18 protein-coding genes are annotated in these 16,803 nt (G+C 59.8%); 6 read left to right on the forward strand and 12 right to left on the reverse strand.

The window, feature by feature from the left end; all coding sequences use genetic code 11:
* Positions 1–154 precede the first annotated feature (154 nt).
* The 4 genes from ccmB to ACTJK5_RS19620 all read left to right on the forward strand — a co-directional run bounded on the left by ccmB (position 155) and on the right by ACTJK5_RS19620 (position 2,422).
* Positions 155–814: a heme exporter protein CcmB gene (gene ccmB, locus ACTJK5_RS19605; protein ID WP_062597385.1), complete on the forward strand. Its 660-nt coding sequence runs from the start codon at positions 155–157 to the stop codon at positions 812–814.
* A 66-nt stretch (positions 815–880) separates the two neighbouring features.
* Positions 881–1,642 carry a heme ABC transporter permease gene (locus ACTJK5_RS19610; protein WP_274103428.1) on the forward strand — a complete coding sequence of 254 codons (762 nt, stop codon included), beginning with the start codon at positions 881–883 and terminating at the stop codon, positions 1,640–1,642.
* Between the two features lie 4 nt (positions 1,643–1,646).
* Positions 1,647–1,823: a heme exporter protein CcmD gene (gene ccmD, locus ACTJK5_RS19615; protein ID WP_113178176.1), complete on the forward strand. Its 177-nt coding sequence runs from the start codon at positions 1,647–1,649 to the stop codon at positions 1,821–1,823.
* Positions 1,820–2,422: a DsbE family thiol:disulfide interchange protein gene (locus tag ACTJK5_RS19620; RefSeq protein ID WP_274103429.1), complete on the forward strand. Its 603-nt coding sequence runs from the start codon at positions 1,820–1,822 to the stop codon at positions 2,420–2,422. The genes ccmD and ACTJK5_RS19620 overlap by 4 nt, the downstream gene beginning before the upstream one ends.
* Before the next feature lie 18 nt (positions 2,423–2,440).
* Here the strand turns inward: ACTJK5_RS19620 and ACTJK5_RS19625 are convergent, their stop codons facing one another.
* The 7 genes from ACTJK5_RS19625 to leuC form a co-directional block, all read right to left on the reverse strand.
* On the reverse strand, positions 2,441–3,628 hold the full coding sequence (locus ACTJK5_RS19625; RefSeq protein WP_274103430.1) for a GGDEF domain-containing protein: 1,188 nt from the start codon (positions 3,626–3,628) through the stop codon (positions 2,441–2,443).
* Positions 3,629–3,721: 93 nt separating this feature from the next.
* Positions 3,722–4,318: a DUF2585 domain-containing protein gene (locus ACTJK5_RS19630; protein ID WP_274103431.1), complete on the reverse strand. Its 597-nt coding sequence runs from the start codon at positions 4,316–4,318 to the stop codon at positions 3,722–3,724.
* Positions 4,315–4,965 carry a septation protein A gene (locus tag ACTJK5_RS19635; protein ID WP_274103432.1) on the reverse strand — a complete coding sequence of 217 codons (651 nt, stop codon included), beginning with the start codon at positions 4,963–4,965 and terminating at the stop codon, positions 4,315–4,317. The genes ACTJK5_RS19630 and ACTJK5_RS19635 overlap by 4 nt, the downstream gene beginning before the upstream one ends.
* Before the next feature lie 2 nt (positions 4,966–4,967).
* On the reverse strand, positions 4,968–6,440 hold the full coding sequence (ftsY, locus tag ACTJK5_RS19640) for a signal recognition particle-docking protein FtsY (protein ID WP_313057832.1): 1,473 nt from the start codon (positions 6,438–6,440) through the stop codon (positions 4,968–4,970).
* 22 nt (positions 6,441–6,462) lie between these two features.
* Entirely contained in the window at positions 6,463–7,737 is a 1,275-nt protein-coding gene (gene mtaB / locus ACTJK5_RS19645) for a tRNA (N(6)-L-threonylcarbamoyladenosine(37)-C(2))-methylthiotransferase MtaB (RefSeq protein WP_335321920.1), read from the reverse strand.
* Positions 7,734–8,666: a diaminopimelate epimerase gene (gene dapF, locus ACTJK5_RS19650; protein WP_335321919.1), complete on the reverse strand. Its 933-nt coding sequence runs from the start codon at positions 8,664–8,666 to the stop codon at positions 7,734–7,736. The genes mtaB and dapF overlap by 4 nt, the downstream gene beginning before the upstream one ends.
* Before the next feature lie 173 nt (positions 8,667–8,839).
* Positions 8,840–10,249, reverse strand: a complete 1,410-nt coding sequence (gene leuC / locus ACTJK5_RS19655) for a 3-isopropylmalate dehydratase large subunit (protein WP_062424938.1) — start codon at positions 10,247–10,249, stop codon at positions 8,840–8,842.
* Between the two features lie 452 nt (positions 10,250–10,701).
* On the opposite strand from leuC, the gene ACTJK5_RS19660 reads away from it, so the two are divergent.
* Complete coding sequence (locus ACTJK5_RS19660) at positions 10,702–11,994, forward strand: MFS transporter (protein ID WP_062424939.1); 1,293 nt, start codon at positions 10,702–10,704, stop codon at positions 11,992–11,994.
* Positions 11,995–11,999: 5 nt separating this feature from the next.
* Here the strand turns inward: ACTJK5_RS19660 and ACTJK5_RS19665 are convergent, their stop codons facing one another.
* From ACTJK5_RS19665 to rplS, 3 genes are all read right to left on the reverse strand, one after another.
* A complete protein-coding gene (locus ACTJK5_RS19665) occupies positions 12,000–12,815 on the reverse strand; it encodes an amino acid ABC transporter permease (RefSeq protein WP_440613054.1) in 816 nt (271 codons plus the stop codon).
* Between the two features lie 36 nt (positions 12,816–12,851).
* On the reverse strand, positions 12,852–13,646 hold the full coding sequence (locus tag ACTJK5_RS19670) for a transporter substrate-binding domain-containing protein (protein WP_440613055.1): 795 nt from the start codon (positions 13,644–13,646) through the stop codon (positions 12,852–12,854).
* Between the two features lie 213 nt (positions 13,647–13,859).
* On the reverse strand, positions 13,860–14,405 hold the full coding sequence (gene rplS / locus ACTJK5_RS19675; RefSeq protein ID WP_027673599.1) for a 50S ribosomal protein L19: 546 nt from the start codon (positions 14,403–14,405) through the stop codon (positions 13,860–13,862).
* Positions 14,406–14,666: 261 nt separating this feature from the next.
* Between rplS and ACTJK5_RS19680 the strand changes: the two genes are divergently transcribed.
* Positions 14,667–15,413 (forward strand): sulfite exporter TauE/SafE family protein, encoded by a 747-nt coding sequence (locus ACTJK5_RS19680; RefSeq protein ID WP_440613056.1) that lies wholly within the window; start codon positions 14,667–14,669, stop codon positions 15,411–15,413.
* Here ACTJK5_RS19680 and trmD read toward each other — a convergent pair.
* Complete coding sequence (trmD, locus tag ACTJK5_RS19685; RefSeq protein WP_440613057.1) at positions 15,395–16,093, reverse strand: tRNA (guanosine(37)-N1)-methyltransferase TrmD; 699 nt, start codon at positions 16,091–16,093, stop codon at positions 15,395–15,397. The genes ACTJK5_RS19680 and trmD overlap by 19 nt on opposite strands.
* A 4-nt stretch (positions 16,094–16,097) precedes the next feature.
* Complete coding sequence (gene rimM, locus ACTJK5_RS19690) at positions 16,098–16,673, reverse strand: ribosome maturation factor RimM (RefSeq protein ID WP_062424944.1); 576 nt, start codon at positions 16,671–16,673, stop codon at positions 16,098–16,100.
* Positions 16,674–16,803 lie beyond the last annotated feature (130 nt).

Below are 16,803 nucleotides of genomic sequence, written 5' to 3' on the forward strand. Positions count from 1 at the left end.
TGGCACGGTCTCGCCAATCTCATCTCTTGAAGATGGAGTGGAGAGCCCGCCTCTTGCCGATCTCCCCCCTTGAGGGGGAGATGCCCGGCAGGGCAGAGCGGGATGAGCAACCAAACCCTCCGTGCGGAACTCCAGTACGCGGGAGCACGCCACGATGACCGCTCTCTTCCTCCGCGATCTCAAACTCTCCATCCGCGCCGGCGGCGGCGCGCTGATCGGCGTTCTCTTCTTCATGACCGTCGTCGCCGTCATTCCCTTCGGTGTCGGACCGGACCTCAACCTCCTCTCCCGCATTGGACCTGCCATCGTCTGGATCGGCGCGCTGCTCGCAGCCCTTCTCGGCCTCGACCGCCTGTTTCAGGCAGAGCGAGACGACGGTTCTCTCGATCTGATCCTGATGCATGAAAATCCGCTGGTGCTGACGGTTTTGGTCAAATGCCTGGCGCACTGGACCGCGACCGGTCTGCCGTTGGTCGTCGCATCGCCACTTCTCGGCCTGTTCATGAATATGGGCGAAGTCGCCATCGGCGCCGTCATGCTGACACTGCTTGTCGGGACGCCGGCCCTCACCTTCATCGGCGCAGTGGGCGCGGCGGTTGCCGTAGCACTGCCACGCGGTGGTCTGCTGGTGTCGATCCTCGTTCTGCCGCTTGCCATTCCCGTACTGATCTTCGGCGTCAGCGCGTCTTATGCCGCGGTGGAAGATCCGGCCCCCTTCATGCCGCCCTTCCTGATCCTGATTGCCATCACGCTCTTTTCATCGGTGGTCGGTCCGTTCTTCGCAGCTTTGGCATTGCGCAATTCCGCCGATTGACAAGGATCAATTGCCGCGGCTTCGTCTGCATTGTAAAAGGGCCTTGCCCGCGGCCAGAAAGATGCCATGACCAATACGAGCCTAGCCATCACCAAATTCAGCGATCTCGCCAATCCCACACGGTTTCTGGCGCTGTCGTCACGCCTCTTGCCGTGGCTTGCGGGGCTATCCGCCCTTTGTCTGGTGGCTGGCCTCTATCTCGCCTTCTCGACGGACGGCGATTACCAGCAGGGCAATACGGTGCGCATCATGTATGTGCATGTGCCCGCCGCCTGGCTTTCGATGATGTGCTACACCGTCATGGCGCTCTCTGCCATCGGCACGCTGGTCTGGCGCCATCCGCTGGCCGATGTCAGCCATAAATCTGCAGCGCCGATTGGTGCTGCCTTTACGTTGATTGCGCTGATCACCGGCTCGCTCTGGGGCAAGCCCATGTGGGGCACATGGTGGGTGTGGGATGCGCGCCTGACCTCCGTCTTCATTCTGTTTCTGATGTATCTCGGCCTGATTGCCTTCAACAAGGCGATGGACGACCCGTCAAAGGCGGCGCGCGTCAGTGCGGTTCTGATCCTCGTCGGCTTCGTCAACATCCCGATCATCAAGTTTTCCGTCGAATGGTGGAATACGCTGCACCAGCCGGCAAGCGTGATGCGCATGGATGGCCCGGCCATCGATCCGGAATTCCTCTGGCCGCTGCTGACCATGGCTGTCGGCTTCACCCTGCTGTTCTTCACGCTTCATCTTGCCGCCATGCGCAACGAGATCATGCGCCGGCGCATCGCCGCGCAACGACGCCTTGCCGCGCGTGCTGCCGGAAGAGGAGCCTGACACCATGACTCACGCCTTTTACATCGGCATGTCCTACGCGCTGACCGGGCTGATCGTCTTTGGATTGATCGCCTGGGTGTGGCTCGACGGACGCGCCCGCAAGCGCGAGCTGAAGGAGCTGGAAGCGCTCGGCATCCGCCGCCGTTCCCGTCCGGCCAAAACCGAGGCATCCTCGACATGAGCGACACGAAAGCGCCTCCTCCTCCCACATCGCGCGGGCGCTCGCGCTACGTGCTCGCACTCCTGCCGCTGCTGGTCTTTGGTGGCTTCGCCGCGATTTCGGCCAAGATGCTCTATGAGCAGGACGTCAACGGCCTCGATGTCAGCGCCATTCCCTCGGCACTGATCGGCACGAAGGCGCCTGCGCTGGCGCTGCCGCCACTGGAGGGCTCCAATCTACCGGCGCTCACCGATGCGGCCATTACCGGCAAGCTGACGCTGGTCAACGTCTTTGCCTCCTGGTGCGTGCCCTGCAGGCAGGAGCACCCGATGCTGAAGGAGTTGTCGAAGGACAGGCGCCTCAACATTGTCGGCATCAATTACAAGGACAAGGCCGACAACGCCGTGCGCTTTCTTGGCGAACTCGGCAATCCCTATGCCGCCATCGGCATCGATCCAAATGGCAGGGCGGCGATCGACTGGGGTGTCTATGGCATTCCGGAAACCTATCTCGTCGGTCCGGATGGCACGATCCTCTACAAGAAGGTTGGCCCGATCGACGTGACGACCTATGAGCGTGAACTGATCCCGGCAATCGAAAGTGCTGCTGCCGGAGATTGATGGCAGCGGTGATAGTCGTCAGCTGGCAACCACTTTGAGGCTTGCCGCAGGCGTGACACCCAGAAGCGCAATTCCTTCCTGGACCACCTGATTTCGACCCGCTTCCTTCGCCCTGTAAAGGAAGCCATCGGCGCGCGAAATCGCATCATGGATGGAGTGGTCGCCAAGCGCGATGGCGGATACACCGAAGCTGCTGGTGATGTGAACCGGAAACGGCCCTTCGGACCAGTTGCGGGCGGCAAAGGCACTGCGCGCCATATTGGCCAGTATCGCAAGCTGCGAGGCCGACATGTCTGGAACATAGGCGACGAATTCCTCTCCGCCAAAACGCGCAACCTTGGCACTGGCGGGAAGCATCTCCTTCAAGAGCGACGCGAGCGCGATGATCACCCGATCGCCGGTGGCATGACCGAAGCGGTCATTGACCGACTTGAAGTGGTCGATATCGCAAATCAGAACTGCGCCTGAAGGCAGTGGCGTCAACCGGAAGTCCGGAGCGGAAAGATCGAAACCCCTCCGATTAAGAAGCCCGGTGAGCGGATCGTGGTCTGCTTCCAGCCGGTGCTGTTCGATAACATCGGCTATCGCACTACCAAGCACCGAAAGCGCCATGAGGAAGCCGCAGATGCTGGCGGTGAACTGCGCCAGATAGGAATAATCCGAGGTAAAATAGGCACCTACGCTTTCCGGCGAGGCGCCGGTCGTAAACCACAGGAATATGCCGACCCTTGCCAGCGTCTCTGCGACCACCAGCGAGGCAGCGGCCAGCAGAACCTTGTCCATCAGGTTTCGCGTCTTGCGACGAACGAGAAAAATGGACGGGGCAAGAATGAGCGCAAGCGTCAGATCCGATGTCGCAAGCTCGTTTCGCAGGTTTGGCTGAACCAGGATGAAGAAGCAGACGGCAAGATAGGCCACGGCGGCAGCACCGAGCCGCATCGTCACATAGGTCGGCGCTCCAAACTGGATGAGAAGAGCGTGACCATAAAGGACAAAGGCGGCAAGGAAGACGAAATTGGCCAGTAGTGCCCCGACAAGATCAAAACTCTCCGGCAGAACCATAGGCAGGGCAAAGCCGACAGCACCCAGAATGTAGCCGAGACCCCAGTAGCGACCGGCGCGAAAGCCCATGACCTGCAAGCCGAGGAAGACCGACCCGAATGTAACCATAATGAAAGGCAGCAGATAGGCAAAATTATCCTGCAAGACGTCGGCCTTCGCGCATGGAAAGAGAGAGGTCCGCAGTTCTAATGGACCTTTCTTAACAAAGCCTCCGCCTCAATACAGAATGACGTCAGATCAGGCGCCGGGAAGCGCATTTTGCCATTCCTTGATGGCGTCCACCGGCCAGACCAGCATCAGCACATTCAAGGTGAGGTTGTCGCGGATCAACCAGCCGGTGAAAATTTCAAAGAAGATCGCGATCAGAACGGTCAGCCACACCGGCACGCGTGCGGCAAAGAAGAAGCCCACGACCATGAAGACCGTGTCCATCGCGGAATTCAGAATGCTGTCGCCGCTATAGCCGAGCGCCATGGTGGCGGTGCGGTAGCGATCGATGATGATCGGGGAGTTTTCCAGAAGCTCCCACGCAGCCTCCACCAGAACGGCAAGAGACAGCCGAAACGACAAGGGCTTGCTGCGGAAGAGAAGCCAGGCAAACCCGTAGAACAGGAAGCCGTGGATGATATGGGACGGCGTGTACCAGTCGGCGATGTGCTGTGAGTTACCGGGCGTGTTCACCCCCGGCTCGAACAGCTTCACATAGCCACATTCGCAGATTGGAACGCGGCCCATCATGTAGAGAATGACGATCTGCGCTAGCAACAGCCCCACAGCCACCCAATACCACTTGACCGGAGACAAGCGGTCGGCAGGCACAACCGTCGTGGTCATTTGTCGTCCTTGTTCAGCGATTCGACCGAGTGGCGCATGACGAGCGGCATCTGCGCCATGGTGAAGATGATGGTGATCGGCATGGTGCCCCATACCTTGAAGGCAACCCAGGTATCGGTGGAGAAGTTGCGCCAGACGACTTCGTTCAGCACTGCAAGAAAAAGGAAGAAGATGCCCCAGCGGAGCGTCAGCTTGCGCCAGCCCTCATCCGTCAGCTTGAAGGCGGAGTTGAACACGTAGCCAAGCAAGGACTGGCCGAAGAACAGCCCACCCAGCAGAATGACGCCGAAGAGCGTGTTGACGATGGTCGGCTTCATCTTGATGAAGGTATCGTTCTGCAAATAGAGCGTCAGCGCACCGAAGACGAGAACCACAAGGCCGGAGATCAGCGGCATCATCGGCAGAGTTCTGGTAAGAATCCAGGAGACGGTGAGCGCGAGTGCGGTGGCGATCATGAAGAGGCCGGTGGCGATGAAGATCGGACCGCCGAATTCATGCAACACGGGAAGCTTTTCCGCCAGCCAGTCGCCCTTGGAGTTGGCAAAGAAGAAGACGACGAGCGGTCCGAGTTCTAAAGCGAACTTCAGGAGCGGGCTGATTTCCCGCACCATCTTTTCGCTTTCGCGCTGATTGCTCTCCACATCCATACTCAAACTCCCGCAATCGCCTTGGCGAAATCTTCTGCTTCGAACGGCTCCAGATCATCCACGCCTTCGCCCACGCCGATGAAATAGACCGGCAACTTATGCTTGGCAGCGATCGCAACGAGGATACCGCCGCGCGCCGTGCCATCCAACTTTGTCATAATCAGGCCCGAGACGCCCGCAACATTGCGGAAAATCTCGACTTGGTTCATGGCGTTCTGACCCGTCGTCGCATCCAGCGTCTGAAGAACGGTATGCGGCGCCTCCGGATCGAGCTTGGCCAGCACGCGTACGATCTTTTCCAGCTCGGCCATGAGCTCGGTCTTGTTCTGCAGACGGCCCGCCGTATCGATAATCAGCACGTCGCTCTTTTTCGCCCGCGCCTGTTCATAGGCATCATAGGCAAGCCCTGCGGCATCGGCGCCAAGCTTGGTGCCGAGGAAGTCGGATCCGGTGCGATCCGCCCAGATCTTCAACTGCTCGATGGCAGCCGCGCGGAATGTATCGCCAGCCGCCAGCATCACCTTCAGGCCGGAGCCGGAGAGTTTTGCCGCAAGCTTGCCGATGGTGGTGGTCTTGCCGGTACCATTGACGCCAACCACCAGAATGACATGCGGCTTGTGCGACAGATCGAGTTCCAGCGGCTTGGCGACAGGCAAAAGAACCTTGGTGATCTCGCTTGCCATGATCTTGGCGACATCCTCGCCGCTGACATCCTTGCCGTAGCGCTCCGATGATAGCGCGCCGGTAATGCGCATGGCGGTCTCGACGCCGAGGTCGGACTGGATCAGCAGATCTTCCAGCTCATCCAGTGTGTCTTCATCGAGCTTGCGCTTGGTGAAGAGTGCCGAAATCTGGTTTGTCAGTTGTGAGGATGTGCGCGCAAGACCAGCACGCAGGCGCTGAAACCAGGTAAGCTTCAGTTCAGGTGCGGCCTCGACCGGCTCGACGCGATCGGCAGCCGACGCAAAGCCCTTTGGAAGGCTAGCCGGAACGGCAGGAGACAGTGCAGCAGGCGGAATGCCGCTGGCGGCCTCCGCTTCGTCCAGAATATCATCCAGCGCATGCTCGTCGAGAGGCGCATCGGCAAGCGACGTGTCCCGCGCATCACCATTGACGCTGTCTTCAGCGGCCGCTTCGGCCTCCAGCAGGGAGAGCGGCACCATGCCGATATCGCCAACCAGTTCAGGCCCTGGCAGAAGCGGCGCATCCTCCTCATCCTGATCGTCGCCGAGATCGGCATCGGCAACGTCAGCCACCTGCTCGACCTCGTCGGAAGCAGGTCCTGCAGCGGTTTTCATTTCCACATCGGGAACAGGGTCTTCGGCGGGCAGCGTGTGAGCTTCCGCCTCGTTCAGCGCCTCTTCGAAGGCGCTGCGATCCTCCTGGCGAGAAACGGCCTCTTCGCTTTCCAGCTTATCCGTCTCGGCCTTGTCCTTGCCGAACGAAAAGACTTTTTTGATGAAGCCGAGGGCCATGACTGTTCCGTCTCTAGATTCTTCAGGCCGCTTGCGCTGCCAGATATTGCATATTCAAGTGCTTACCGTTGTGACCGGTAATGGCAACCCGCGCAAGAGTGCGGGGCGCAAGATCGGGTGCCGCCACCAGAGTAAAGTTGTCGGTATGGGCAAAACCGTTATTTTCGACGAGGATCGTCTGTTCGCTGCCCACCATGTTTTCGAGGTGGGCGATGCGCAGCGTTTCCCCACGCGCGCGCAGCTTTGCCGCCCGTTCCTTCACCAAAGCGCGGTCGAGCTGCGGCATTCTTGCGGCAGGCGTGCCGGGGCGCGGGCTATAGGGAAAGACATGCAGGCTGGAAATGCCGCACTCTTCCGCAAGGGTGGCGGCATTCTCCGCCATCTCATCGGTCTCTGTCGGAAAGCCGGCGATCATGTCCGCACCGAAAGCGATATCAGGGCGTAGCGCGCGCACTTCGCGACAGAAGCGGATGGCATCGTCACGCAGATGTCGGCGCTTCATCCGCTTCAGGATCATGTCGTCGCCATGCTGCAGCGACAGATGCAGATGCGGCATGAAGCGTGGCTCGTCGGCAATCAGGTCCATCAGGTGACGATCCGCCTCGATGCTGTCGATGGAGGAAAGCCTGAGCCGCAGAATATCCGGCACCTGCTTCAATAGCGTTTTCGCCAGATAACCGAGCGATGGTTCGCCCGGCAGATCCGCGCCGTAGCTCGTGGCATCCACGCCGGTCAGGACGATTTCGCGATAACCGCCTTCGGTCAGTTTGCGGGCCTGGTCCACCACCGCACCCATCGGCACGGAGCGGGAATTGCCGCGTCCATAGGGGATGATGCAGAAGGTGCAGCGGTGATCGCAGCCATTCTGCACCTGAATGAAGGCGCGCACATGCCCATCGATGTGCTTGACCATCTGCGGCGCGGTGGCCTTGACGCTCATGATGTCGTTGACGCGCAGCTTCTCTTCCGCCGAGACGCCGAAATCCGGCAGTGCACGATAGGAGGTGCTTTTCAGCTTCTCCTCATTGCCTAGAACGGCATCGACTTCCGGCATGTCGGCAAAGGTCTGCTTCTCGGTCTGGGCAGCGCAACCGGTGACGATGATGCGCGCATGCGGATTGTCGCGCCGCGCTCGGCGGATCGCCTGACGCGCCTGGCGTACGGCTTCACCCGTAACCGCGCAGGTATTGACCAGGACGGCATTGTTGAGCCCCGCCTTTTCGGCCTCAGCCCGCATCACTTCCGATTCATAGGTATTGAGGCGGCAGCCGAAGGTTATGACCTCGACACCGCTCATAAGACGCCCTGCTTCTCGCCCGCCTCTCGCGTCCCCACCTCTTGGTTCGCCAAGTCCCGCGTCCATGCGCCGGTGACGGGATCGACATGCCCGGCCCATTCCCACTCGGCAGGACCGGTCATGATGACGTGGTTGTCCTCGCGCCATTCGATGATGAGCGGAATGCGAACGGGGCTGGATGCCACGTCGATCTCCACACGACGACCGGTGCGTCCGGTCCGAGCGCCCGAGACGGCGGCAGCGCAAGCGGCCGATCCGCAGGCAAGTGTAAGGCCCGCGCCGCGTTCGAAAGTACGGGTGCGAAGCCGGCTGTCGGAGATGACCTGCGCCAGCGTGATATTGGCCTTTTCCGGAAACATCGGATGGTTCTCGAGCAGTGGCCCGATCCGCTCCAGATCGAAGTCCATCGGATCGCGATCCACCCAGAAGACAGCATGCGGGTTGCCCATGGACATGACCGATGGCGAATGCAGCACGGGATCGTCGATGGGTCCGATCTGCAATTCGATGCGGCTGGTATCGTGAAACTCTTCCGACAGCGGAATATCGCTCCAGCGGAAACGCGGCAGACCCATATCGACGGAAATCATCCCATCCTCATGCTCGCTGGCGTTCAGGATGCCGGCGACCGTCTGAAAGGTGAAGGCCTTCTTCCCGGTCTCGGCGGCAAGTGCCTGCACAACGCAGCGCGTGCCGTTGCCGCAGGCCTGCGCCTTGGTGCCATCGCAGTTGAGAATGTCGATATAGGCATCGGTGCCCGCAAGACGCGGATCATGAATCGCCATGATCTGGTCGAAAGCGGTGTCCGGATCGGCATTGAGCGCGATGGCCGCTTGCGGCGAGACCATGTCTTTGCGGCCGCGCATGTCGACAACCAGGATCTTGTTGCCAAGCCCGTTCATCTTTGCGAATTCGACCGTCTGCGTCATGTCCCTACACCCATTGGAGATGCGCGCCTCGTGCGGGCGCATTCGCCCTTATATGGCGGAATTGCAGGGCAATTACCAGTCTGGCTACGGCAAAAGCCTTTGCGCCTGTAAGCTGAAAACAAAACACCCCCGGAGCGATCCAGGGGTGCGGAACTCTTCATAGCAAGCAATACTTACTGCCACTCACGCACATCGACGAAATGGCCGGCAACCGCGGCGGCTGCCGCCATGGCGGGCGAGACCAGATGCGTGCGGCTCTTGTAACCCTGACGGCCTTCGAAGTTGCGGTTGGAGGTAGACGCGCAACGCTCGCCCGGCGCCAGACGGTCGTCATTCATCGCCAGGCACATGGAGCAGCCAGGCTCGCGCCATTCGAAACCAGCCTCGAGGAAGATCTTGTCCAGCCCTTCCTTCTCCGCCTGTTCCTTGACGAGACCCGAGCCCGGAACGATCATCGCCGAAACGGTCGGTGCGACCTTGCGACCTTCGACGATCTTGGCGGCAGCGCGCAGATCCTCGATGCGGCCATTGGTGCAGGAGCCGATGAAGACGCGGTCGATGGCGATATCGGTCATCTTGGTGCCGGGCTTCAGGCCCATATAGTCGAGCGCACGCCACTTGGAATTGCGCTTGTTCTCATCGGCAATGTCGTCAGGGTTCGGCACGATGCCCTGAACCGAAACGACATCTTCCGGAGACGAGCCCCAAGAGACGATCGGCGGCAGGCTGGCGGCGTCCAGAATGACGACCTTGTCGTAATGGGCACCCTCATCCGATTTCAGCGTCTTCCAATAGGCAATCGCCTGCTCCAGCGTCTCGCCCTGCGGCGCGCGCGGCTTGTCCTTGATGTAGTCGAAGGTCGTCTCGTCCGGTGCGATCAAGCCAGCGCGTGCGCCACCCTCGATCGTCATGTTGCAGACGGTCATGCGGCCTTCCATCGACAGCGAGCGGATCGCCTCGCCGGCAAACTCGATGACATGGCCCGTGCCGCCGGCGGTACCGATCTCGCCGATGATGGCAAGGATGATGTCCTTGGCGGTCACACCGTCCGGGATCTTGCCGTCCACACGCACCAGCATGTTCTTGGCCTTCTTCTGGATCAGCGTCTGGGTTGCCAGCACGTGCTCGACTTCGGACGTGCCGATACCATGCGCCAAGGCACCGAAAGCGCCATGGGTGGAGGTGTGGCTATCCCCGCAAACGATCGTCATGCCCGGCAGGGTGAAGCCCTGCTCCGGTCCAACAATGTGAACGATGCCCTGGCGCTTGTCGCGCTCGGAATAATATTCGAGGCCGAATTCCTTGGCGTTCTGCGCCAGCGCTTCCACCTGGATGCGGCTTTCTTCATTCTTGATGCCTTCCAGACGGTCGGCGGTGGTCGGAACGTTATGGTCGACGACGGCCAGCGTGCGGGTGGGCGAATGAACCGGGCGACCGGCCAGACGCAGACCCTCGAAAGCCTGCGGTGACGTCACCTCGTGGACCAGGTGACGGTCGATATAGAGAAGACAGGTTCCATCGGGATCGCGGTTGACGACGTGATCATCCCAGATTTTATCATACAGAGTACGCGGAGCGCTCATGGCTTTATCCATTCGAATATCAAAAAGGAAAGTGGGGACGTCGAGTAAAGGCCGACAGCCTTTTCAGGCCATCAGGCGGACGTAAGTCGACCATTGAACGCGCCGGAAATACGCGCGAAAAATCGTGCCGGCAGACGCTTGTGATCCTGCAGCACGAAAATGTTTGGCGCGAGACATCCGAATTTCGATCCCATGCCTCTCTCATAGCAGATCGGCTTTTCAACAGCAACATGGCGCTTTGTGATTGAAAACGACCCGACCGGTATTTAAGGATTCTCTTTTTGTGCAATGCAAAAAGAAACGCCGGGCGTTGTGTGCGGGATAGAATTCTCGCGTTAAGCGTTAGCACGGCAATGGGACCGCTTTTTCACGATGCCGTGAAAGCCGCGTGAGAACCGGTCTCGTCAAATCGGGCAGCACCTCGGCGTGCCGCCGACAGGGAGGGATACATCTTGGTATCTGAAAAAGCACTTATTTCAAAAATCACCTGGCGACTGATGCCCTTTCTCGGGCTTCTCTATCTCATCGCCTATATCGACCGTCAAAATGTCAGCTTCGCCAAACTGCAGATGGTCGGCGATCTGGGCCTCAGCGAATATGCCTATGGCCTTGGCGCGTCGCTGTTCTTCATCGGCTATTTCATCTTCGAAGTGCCGAGCAATCTGCTGCTCAATCGCTTCGGCGCAAGGCTCTGGTTCGCCCGCATCATCATTTCCTGGGGGCTTGTGACGATTGCGCTCGCCTACACTTCCAGCCCGACGATGTTCTACATCCTGCGCTTCCTTCTCGGTGTCTGCGAGGCCGGCTTCTTCCCCGGTGTCCTCTATCTCCTGACGCTGTGGTTCCCGCGCGATTATCGCGGCCGCATGGTCGGCCTGTTCATGATCTTCTCGGCACTTGCCAATGCAATCGGCGCGCCGCTTGGCGGCATGCTGCTCGATCTGGATGGCCTCTGGGGCTATGCGGGCTGGGAGTGGGTTTTCCTTGCAACCGGCATTCCGGCCGTGATTGCGGGCATCGTCACCATCTTCTACCTCGACGACAAGCCGGAAACGGCTGCGTTCCTGTCTCAGGACGAGAAGGACTGGCTGAACAAGCGCATCGCTTCGGAGAACTCCGGCATGGACGAACATGCAGAGGACGGTTTTCGCGCGCTGATCAATCCGCGCGTCCTCTTCATGTCGCTCTGCTATGTCGGATTCCCGCTCGCCGCCTATGGTCTCAGCTACTGGCTGCCGACCATTGTCAAAAGCTTCGGCGTGTCGAACACCGCGAATGGCTTCATCAACATCATCCCCTGGCTGATCGTTGCCGTTGCCCTCTATCTGGTGCCGTCGGCTGCCGATCGCTCCGAGAAGAAGATCACCTATATCGTGGTGCCCGCCTTCGTTGGCGCGTTCTGCCTGCTGATGTCCGCTCTGATGACGGCGCCGGTCGCGCAGTTCGCCTTCCTCTGCATCGCCGCAGCGGGCATCTTCGCCGGACAGCCGGTGTTCTGGAGCCTTCCTGGTCGCTTCCTGAAGGGTGCGGGCGCTGCGGCCGGTCTGGCAGCCATCAACTCGGTCGGCAATCTCGGCGGCTTCGTCGCCCAGAACGTCGTTCCCTGGATCAGAGATGAGACGGGAAGCACCATCGCACCGATGTTCTTCCTCTCGGCCTGCCTGGCGATTGCCGGTGTGCTCGTGATCATCGCCGGACGCATGATCGCCAGGCAGATCACTTCGCAGCCGAATTTGAAGGCCTGAGGCTCTCAACGCCCCTGCTTGCGGCGCATCCCTTTTTCGATGCGCCGCAGGATCAGCGACAGTCCGAGCGTCAGGATCAGATAGACGTAAGCGACGATGGAATAAGTCTCGAAGAAGCGGAAAGAGCCTGCCGCATAGACCTTGCCGAGCTGCGTGATATCCGCGACACCCAGCACCGAGACCAGCGAGCTATCCTTCACCATCGAAACGAAATCATTGGAGAGCGGCGGAAAGATCGTCCGCACCGCCTGCGGAAAGACGACCAGCCGAAAGCGCTGGTAGCGGCTAAGGCCCAGCGCCTTGGCAGCCTCTATCTGTCCTTGATCGACAGCCTCGATGCCCGCCCGGAAGATCTCGGCGAGGAACGCTCCGTAGCAGAGCGTCAGCGCCAGGATCGCGCGCCACATCAGCGAAAAGTCGCGCACGATGACGGGCTCGATCCAGCCTGCTGCAATCAGCGGCGTCAGCAGCCAGTTGACGAAATCCACCAGCAGCGGCGCGCCGGCAAACGCGATGTAGAACAGCACCACCAGAATCGGAATGCCGCGCATCGTCTCGATGTAGAAACGCGCGATCTGCCGCAGGACAATATGATCGGCCATACCGAGAAGGGCGATCAAAAGACCCCAGAGGCAGGCGAGAAGGAAGGCCACCAGCGTGACGAAGACCGTCATGCCCATGCCATTGATGACGGTGGTGAAGACCTGGGCATAGACGCCATTGACGGCAATCACCACGGCAAGAATGGCGCCGATACCGATAAGCGCCACCAGCCAACAGGGAAAGTCATCCGCCGCCTGTTTCGAATGCGGACGGTTCACGCCGGAACGCTCCAAGGCGATGACAGGCCCATTGGCTTATTCGCCAAGCTTGTAGTCCAGGAACCACTTCTTATCGAGCGCGGCAAAGGTGCCATCGGCCTTCAAGGCAGCAATTGCGGCATTGACCGGTGCCACGAGATCGGAGCCCTTCTTGAAGATGAAGCCGAAATCGTCGCCGCCGAGCGGTCCACCGATCAGCTTCAGCGTGCCATTCGACGAATCGACATAGCCCTTGCCGGCAACGCCGTCGGTCAGCACCAGGTCGACATCACCGGTGCGCAGCGCCTGCACGGTGGCGCCGAAGGTCTCCATCAACTTGACGCGCGGGTTCTGCTCGTTGCCATCGAGAATATCGTAGACGGCCGTATAGAAGGGCGTTGTGCCGGCCTGCGCGCCGATCAGGCCCTTATCGAAGGCCGCAAAGCTCTTGGCGTCGGTAAAGCGCGTCTCGTCTGCCCGCACCAGCATGAACATTTCAGAGCGCATATAGGGATCGGAGAAATCCACCTTTTCCTTGCGCTCTTCCTTGATGCTGATGCCGGTCATACCGATGTCGTACTGCCCGGCGGAGACAGCCGGGATCATCGCGTCCCAGGATGCGTTCTGATACTCGACCTTGGCATTCAGCCGTTTGGCGATCTCGTTCATCGCGTCATATTCCCAACCGATCGGCTTGCCCGTCTTCGGATCGACGAATTGCAGCGGCGGATAGGCATTCTCCGTCACCACGACGATCTCGCGACCCTTCAGATCCGGCAGATCAGCGGCCGATGCGAGAACCGGCGATAGCAGTGTGGCGGCGATGGCGATGAAAAACGAGCGTCTGAACAATGGCGGTCTCCTGAAAACAATGGCGGAAATTGACACGCTTTAAACCCGCCACGCAAGAGATATGCGTTTCAAGAAAGCGGTGGTGGTTAGAATGCCACCCGTCTTTCAACCCAGCTTCGCAATAGAACGCCCGGTGCGCGGCAAGGAGCAGAGCCAGAAAACGAAAAAAGGCGGCCCGAAGACCGCCTTTTCGAAAACCCCAAAAGGGAAAGCTTATTCAGCTGCACCTTCAGCAGCCTTTGCTGCTGCAGCTTCTTCAGCTGCCTTGGCTTCAGCGGCTTCTGCTGCTGCCTTTTCGGCGGCCAGAGCCTGTGCTGCTGCAACCTTTTCAGCTTCGATACGTGCCTTTTCCTCGGCAGCAGCCTGACGCTCTGCGTCGTTGAGCTTGCGAGCGCGAACGCCGGTGTCTTCAACGATACGAGCGGACTTGCCGCGACGGTCGCGCAGGTAGTAGAGCTTCGCGCGGCGAACCTTACCACGGCGAACGATCTCAACGCCTTCAACCAGCGGAGAGTAAACCGGGAATACGCGCTCTACGCCTTCGCCGTAGGAGATCTTGCGAACAGTGAAGTTCTCGTTGAGACCGCCGCCGGAGCGAGCGATAACGACGCCTTCATAAGCCTGTACGCGAGTACGGTTACCTTCCGTAACGCGCACGTTGACGCGAACGGTGTCACCAGGAGAAAATTCAGGAAGCTTGCGCTTTGCTTCGATCTTGGCGGCCTGTTCGGCTTCCAGCTGTGCGATAATGTTGGTCATGTTAACCTCTGAGTTCTTCTGAAACAGCCAGAGCGCTCAACGAGATCATTCCTTGGATCCTGTCCTTGGAATTATGCCTTGCGGCAGGAGCGGGTTCGCCATTCTTTGCTTGCGGTTAATGGGCATAAGCCCAGTTCCACGCGGGCCAATACAGGAAGATCACCGGTTTGTCATCCCTTACATGACAATATTTTGTCGGCCGCCACCTGATTGTCGGAAAGCACATCTGCTTATATGGGAGATGGAACGCCGGGAGGGGCCATGTCCATTGCAATCATTCTACTCTTGTTCGCCAGCGGCTTTCTGTCCGGCGCCGTCAATGCCATTGCTGGCGGCGGCACCTTCCTTACCTTCGGCGCCATGACGGTAGCGGGTATCGCACCGATCTCGGCCAATGCCACCTCCTCTATCGTTCAGTTTCCGGGCTACGTCACCTCGGTGATCGCCTACTGGCCGGAAATTCGTGCCTACTGGAAGGGTGCGGTCCTGCTCGCGGTCCTCTCGATCCTCGGTTCAACCGGCGGCGCACTGCTGTTGCTGTCGCTCGACAACCCCTCCTTCCGCCAGCTGGTGCCGTGGCTCTTGCTTGCCGCAACCGCGCTCTTTGCCGCCGGTCCCTGGCTTCGTCCGCGCTCGAGTGAGGAGCATCCGAAAAGCAATGTCGCGAGCCTGATCGGCCAGTTCCTCACCTCGATCTATGGCGGATTCTTCGGTGCCGGCATGGGCATCATGATGCTCGCGGTGCTGGGATTGACCGCAGGCGGCACCTATCACCATCTGAACGCGCTGAAGAACCTGCTGGCGGTCGTCATCGCCGCCGTTGCCATTATCGTCTTCGTCGGCGGTGGTGTCGTCGCGTGGCATGCGGCGCTGATCATGATCCCGGCGTCTGCGCTTGGCGGCTATTGCGGCGTCTATCTTGCCCGCCGCGTTCCGCAGTGGATCATCCGCGCATTGGTGATCACGGTCGGGCTCTTGCTGACGGGCTATTATTTCTTGACGGCCTGAGTACCGGCAAGGAGGTCGGGTCGGCGCTCTTTCGTCAGGGAAAGCGCCTGCTCATGCCGCCACGTGTCGATCAGCTTGTGATTGCCGGAGGTGAGGACCGCGGGGATATCGCGCCCCTCCCAGACCTGTGGCCTTGTATAATGCGGATGCTCCAAAAGCCCGCCTTCGAAACTTTCATGCACGCCGGACAGATCGTTGCCCATCACGCCGGGGAGAATGCGCACCACCGCATCGAGAAGCGTCAGTGCCGCAGGCTCGCCACCTGAAAGGATATAGTCGCCGATGCAAACCTCTTCGAGGCCACGCGCGTCGATCACCCGCTGGTCCACGCCTTCGAAGCGACCGCAAACAATGATGACGCCCTCTCCGGCGGCCAATTCGCGCACACGCTTCTGCGTCAGCGGTTTGCCGCGCGGGCTCATCAAAAGGCGCGGACGGGAATCACCCTCCGACACCGCATCGATCGCCGCTGCCAGCACATCGGGTTTCAGCACCATGCCGGCACCGCCACCTGCCGGAGTGTCATCGACACTGCGGTGCTTATCAGCGGCAAAGTCGCGGATCTGCACCGGCTCCATCTGCCACTGGCCGCGCTCCAGCGCCTTGCCAGCCAGAGAATAGGACAGATGCCCCGGAAACATCTCCGGGTAGAGCGTCAGCACGGTTGCCTTGAAGCTCATCGCCTTACTTCTTGCCCTTGCCGAAGATCGGATGCTCGGGATCGTCCTTGCCATCTTCCGGATTGTCGATCAGTCCGGCGGCAAAGGGATCAATCAGGATCTTTCCGCCTTCCAGGTCGATTTCGAGAACAGCAGCCTCGGTAAACGGGATGAGCGCCGGGCGACGTCCCGCACCCTTCAGCTCAAGCAGGTCGCCTGCGCCGAAATCGTAGACGGCACTGACCGAACCATAGCTCTTGCCTTCGGCATCGACCACGTCGAGACCTTCGAGATCGGTGTAGAAGAACTCGTCCTCGTCCAGATCCTCGTCAGGCAGGTTGTCGCGATCGACGAAAAGCTCAAGCCCGTTCAACGCTTCAGCGGCGTTGCGGTCGTTGATGCCACGGAAGCGCACGATGACGACATTCTTGCCTTGGCGCACTTCGAGAATTTCAAACACGCGCCCATCGGCGGCAACAAGATTGCCGTAATCGCCAAGCGCCATGGGATCGTCGGTATAGGAGCTGACCCGCACCTCGCCGCGCAAGCCTTGAGCTGCGCCAATCTTGGCCATGAGAATGGGGTTTTCCAGCTTTGCCATTGAACCGTCCGTTATCGCGTTTTGCGCGTATCTTTTAGTGCCTGGCTGATCTCTCGCCAAGCCCATGGGGATTAAACATGAAAACGGGCGGCGCGGAAACCGCACCACCCGTCGTCAATCGGGATAAACC

The sequence above is a fragment of the Agrobacterium sp. 22094 genome, assembly GCF_052046015.1.
Classification (GTDB): domain Bacteria; phylum Pseudomonadota; class Alphaproteobacteria; order Rhizobiales; family Rhizobiaceae; genus Agrobacterium; species Agrobacterium cavarae.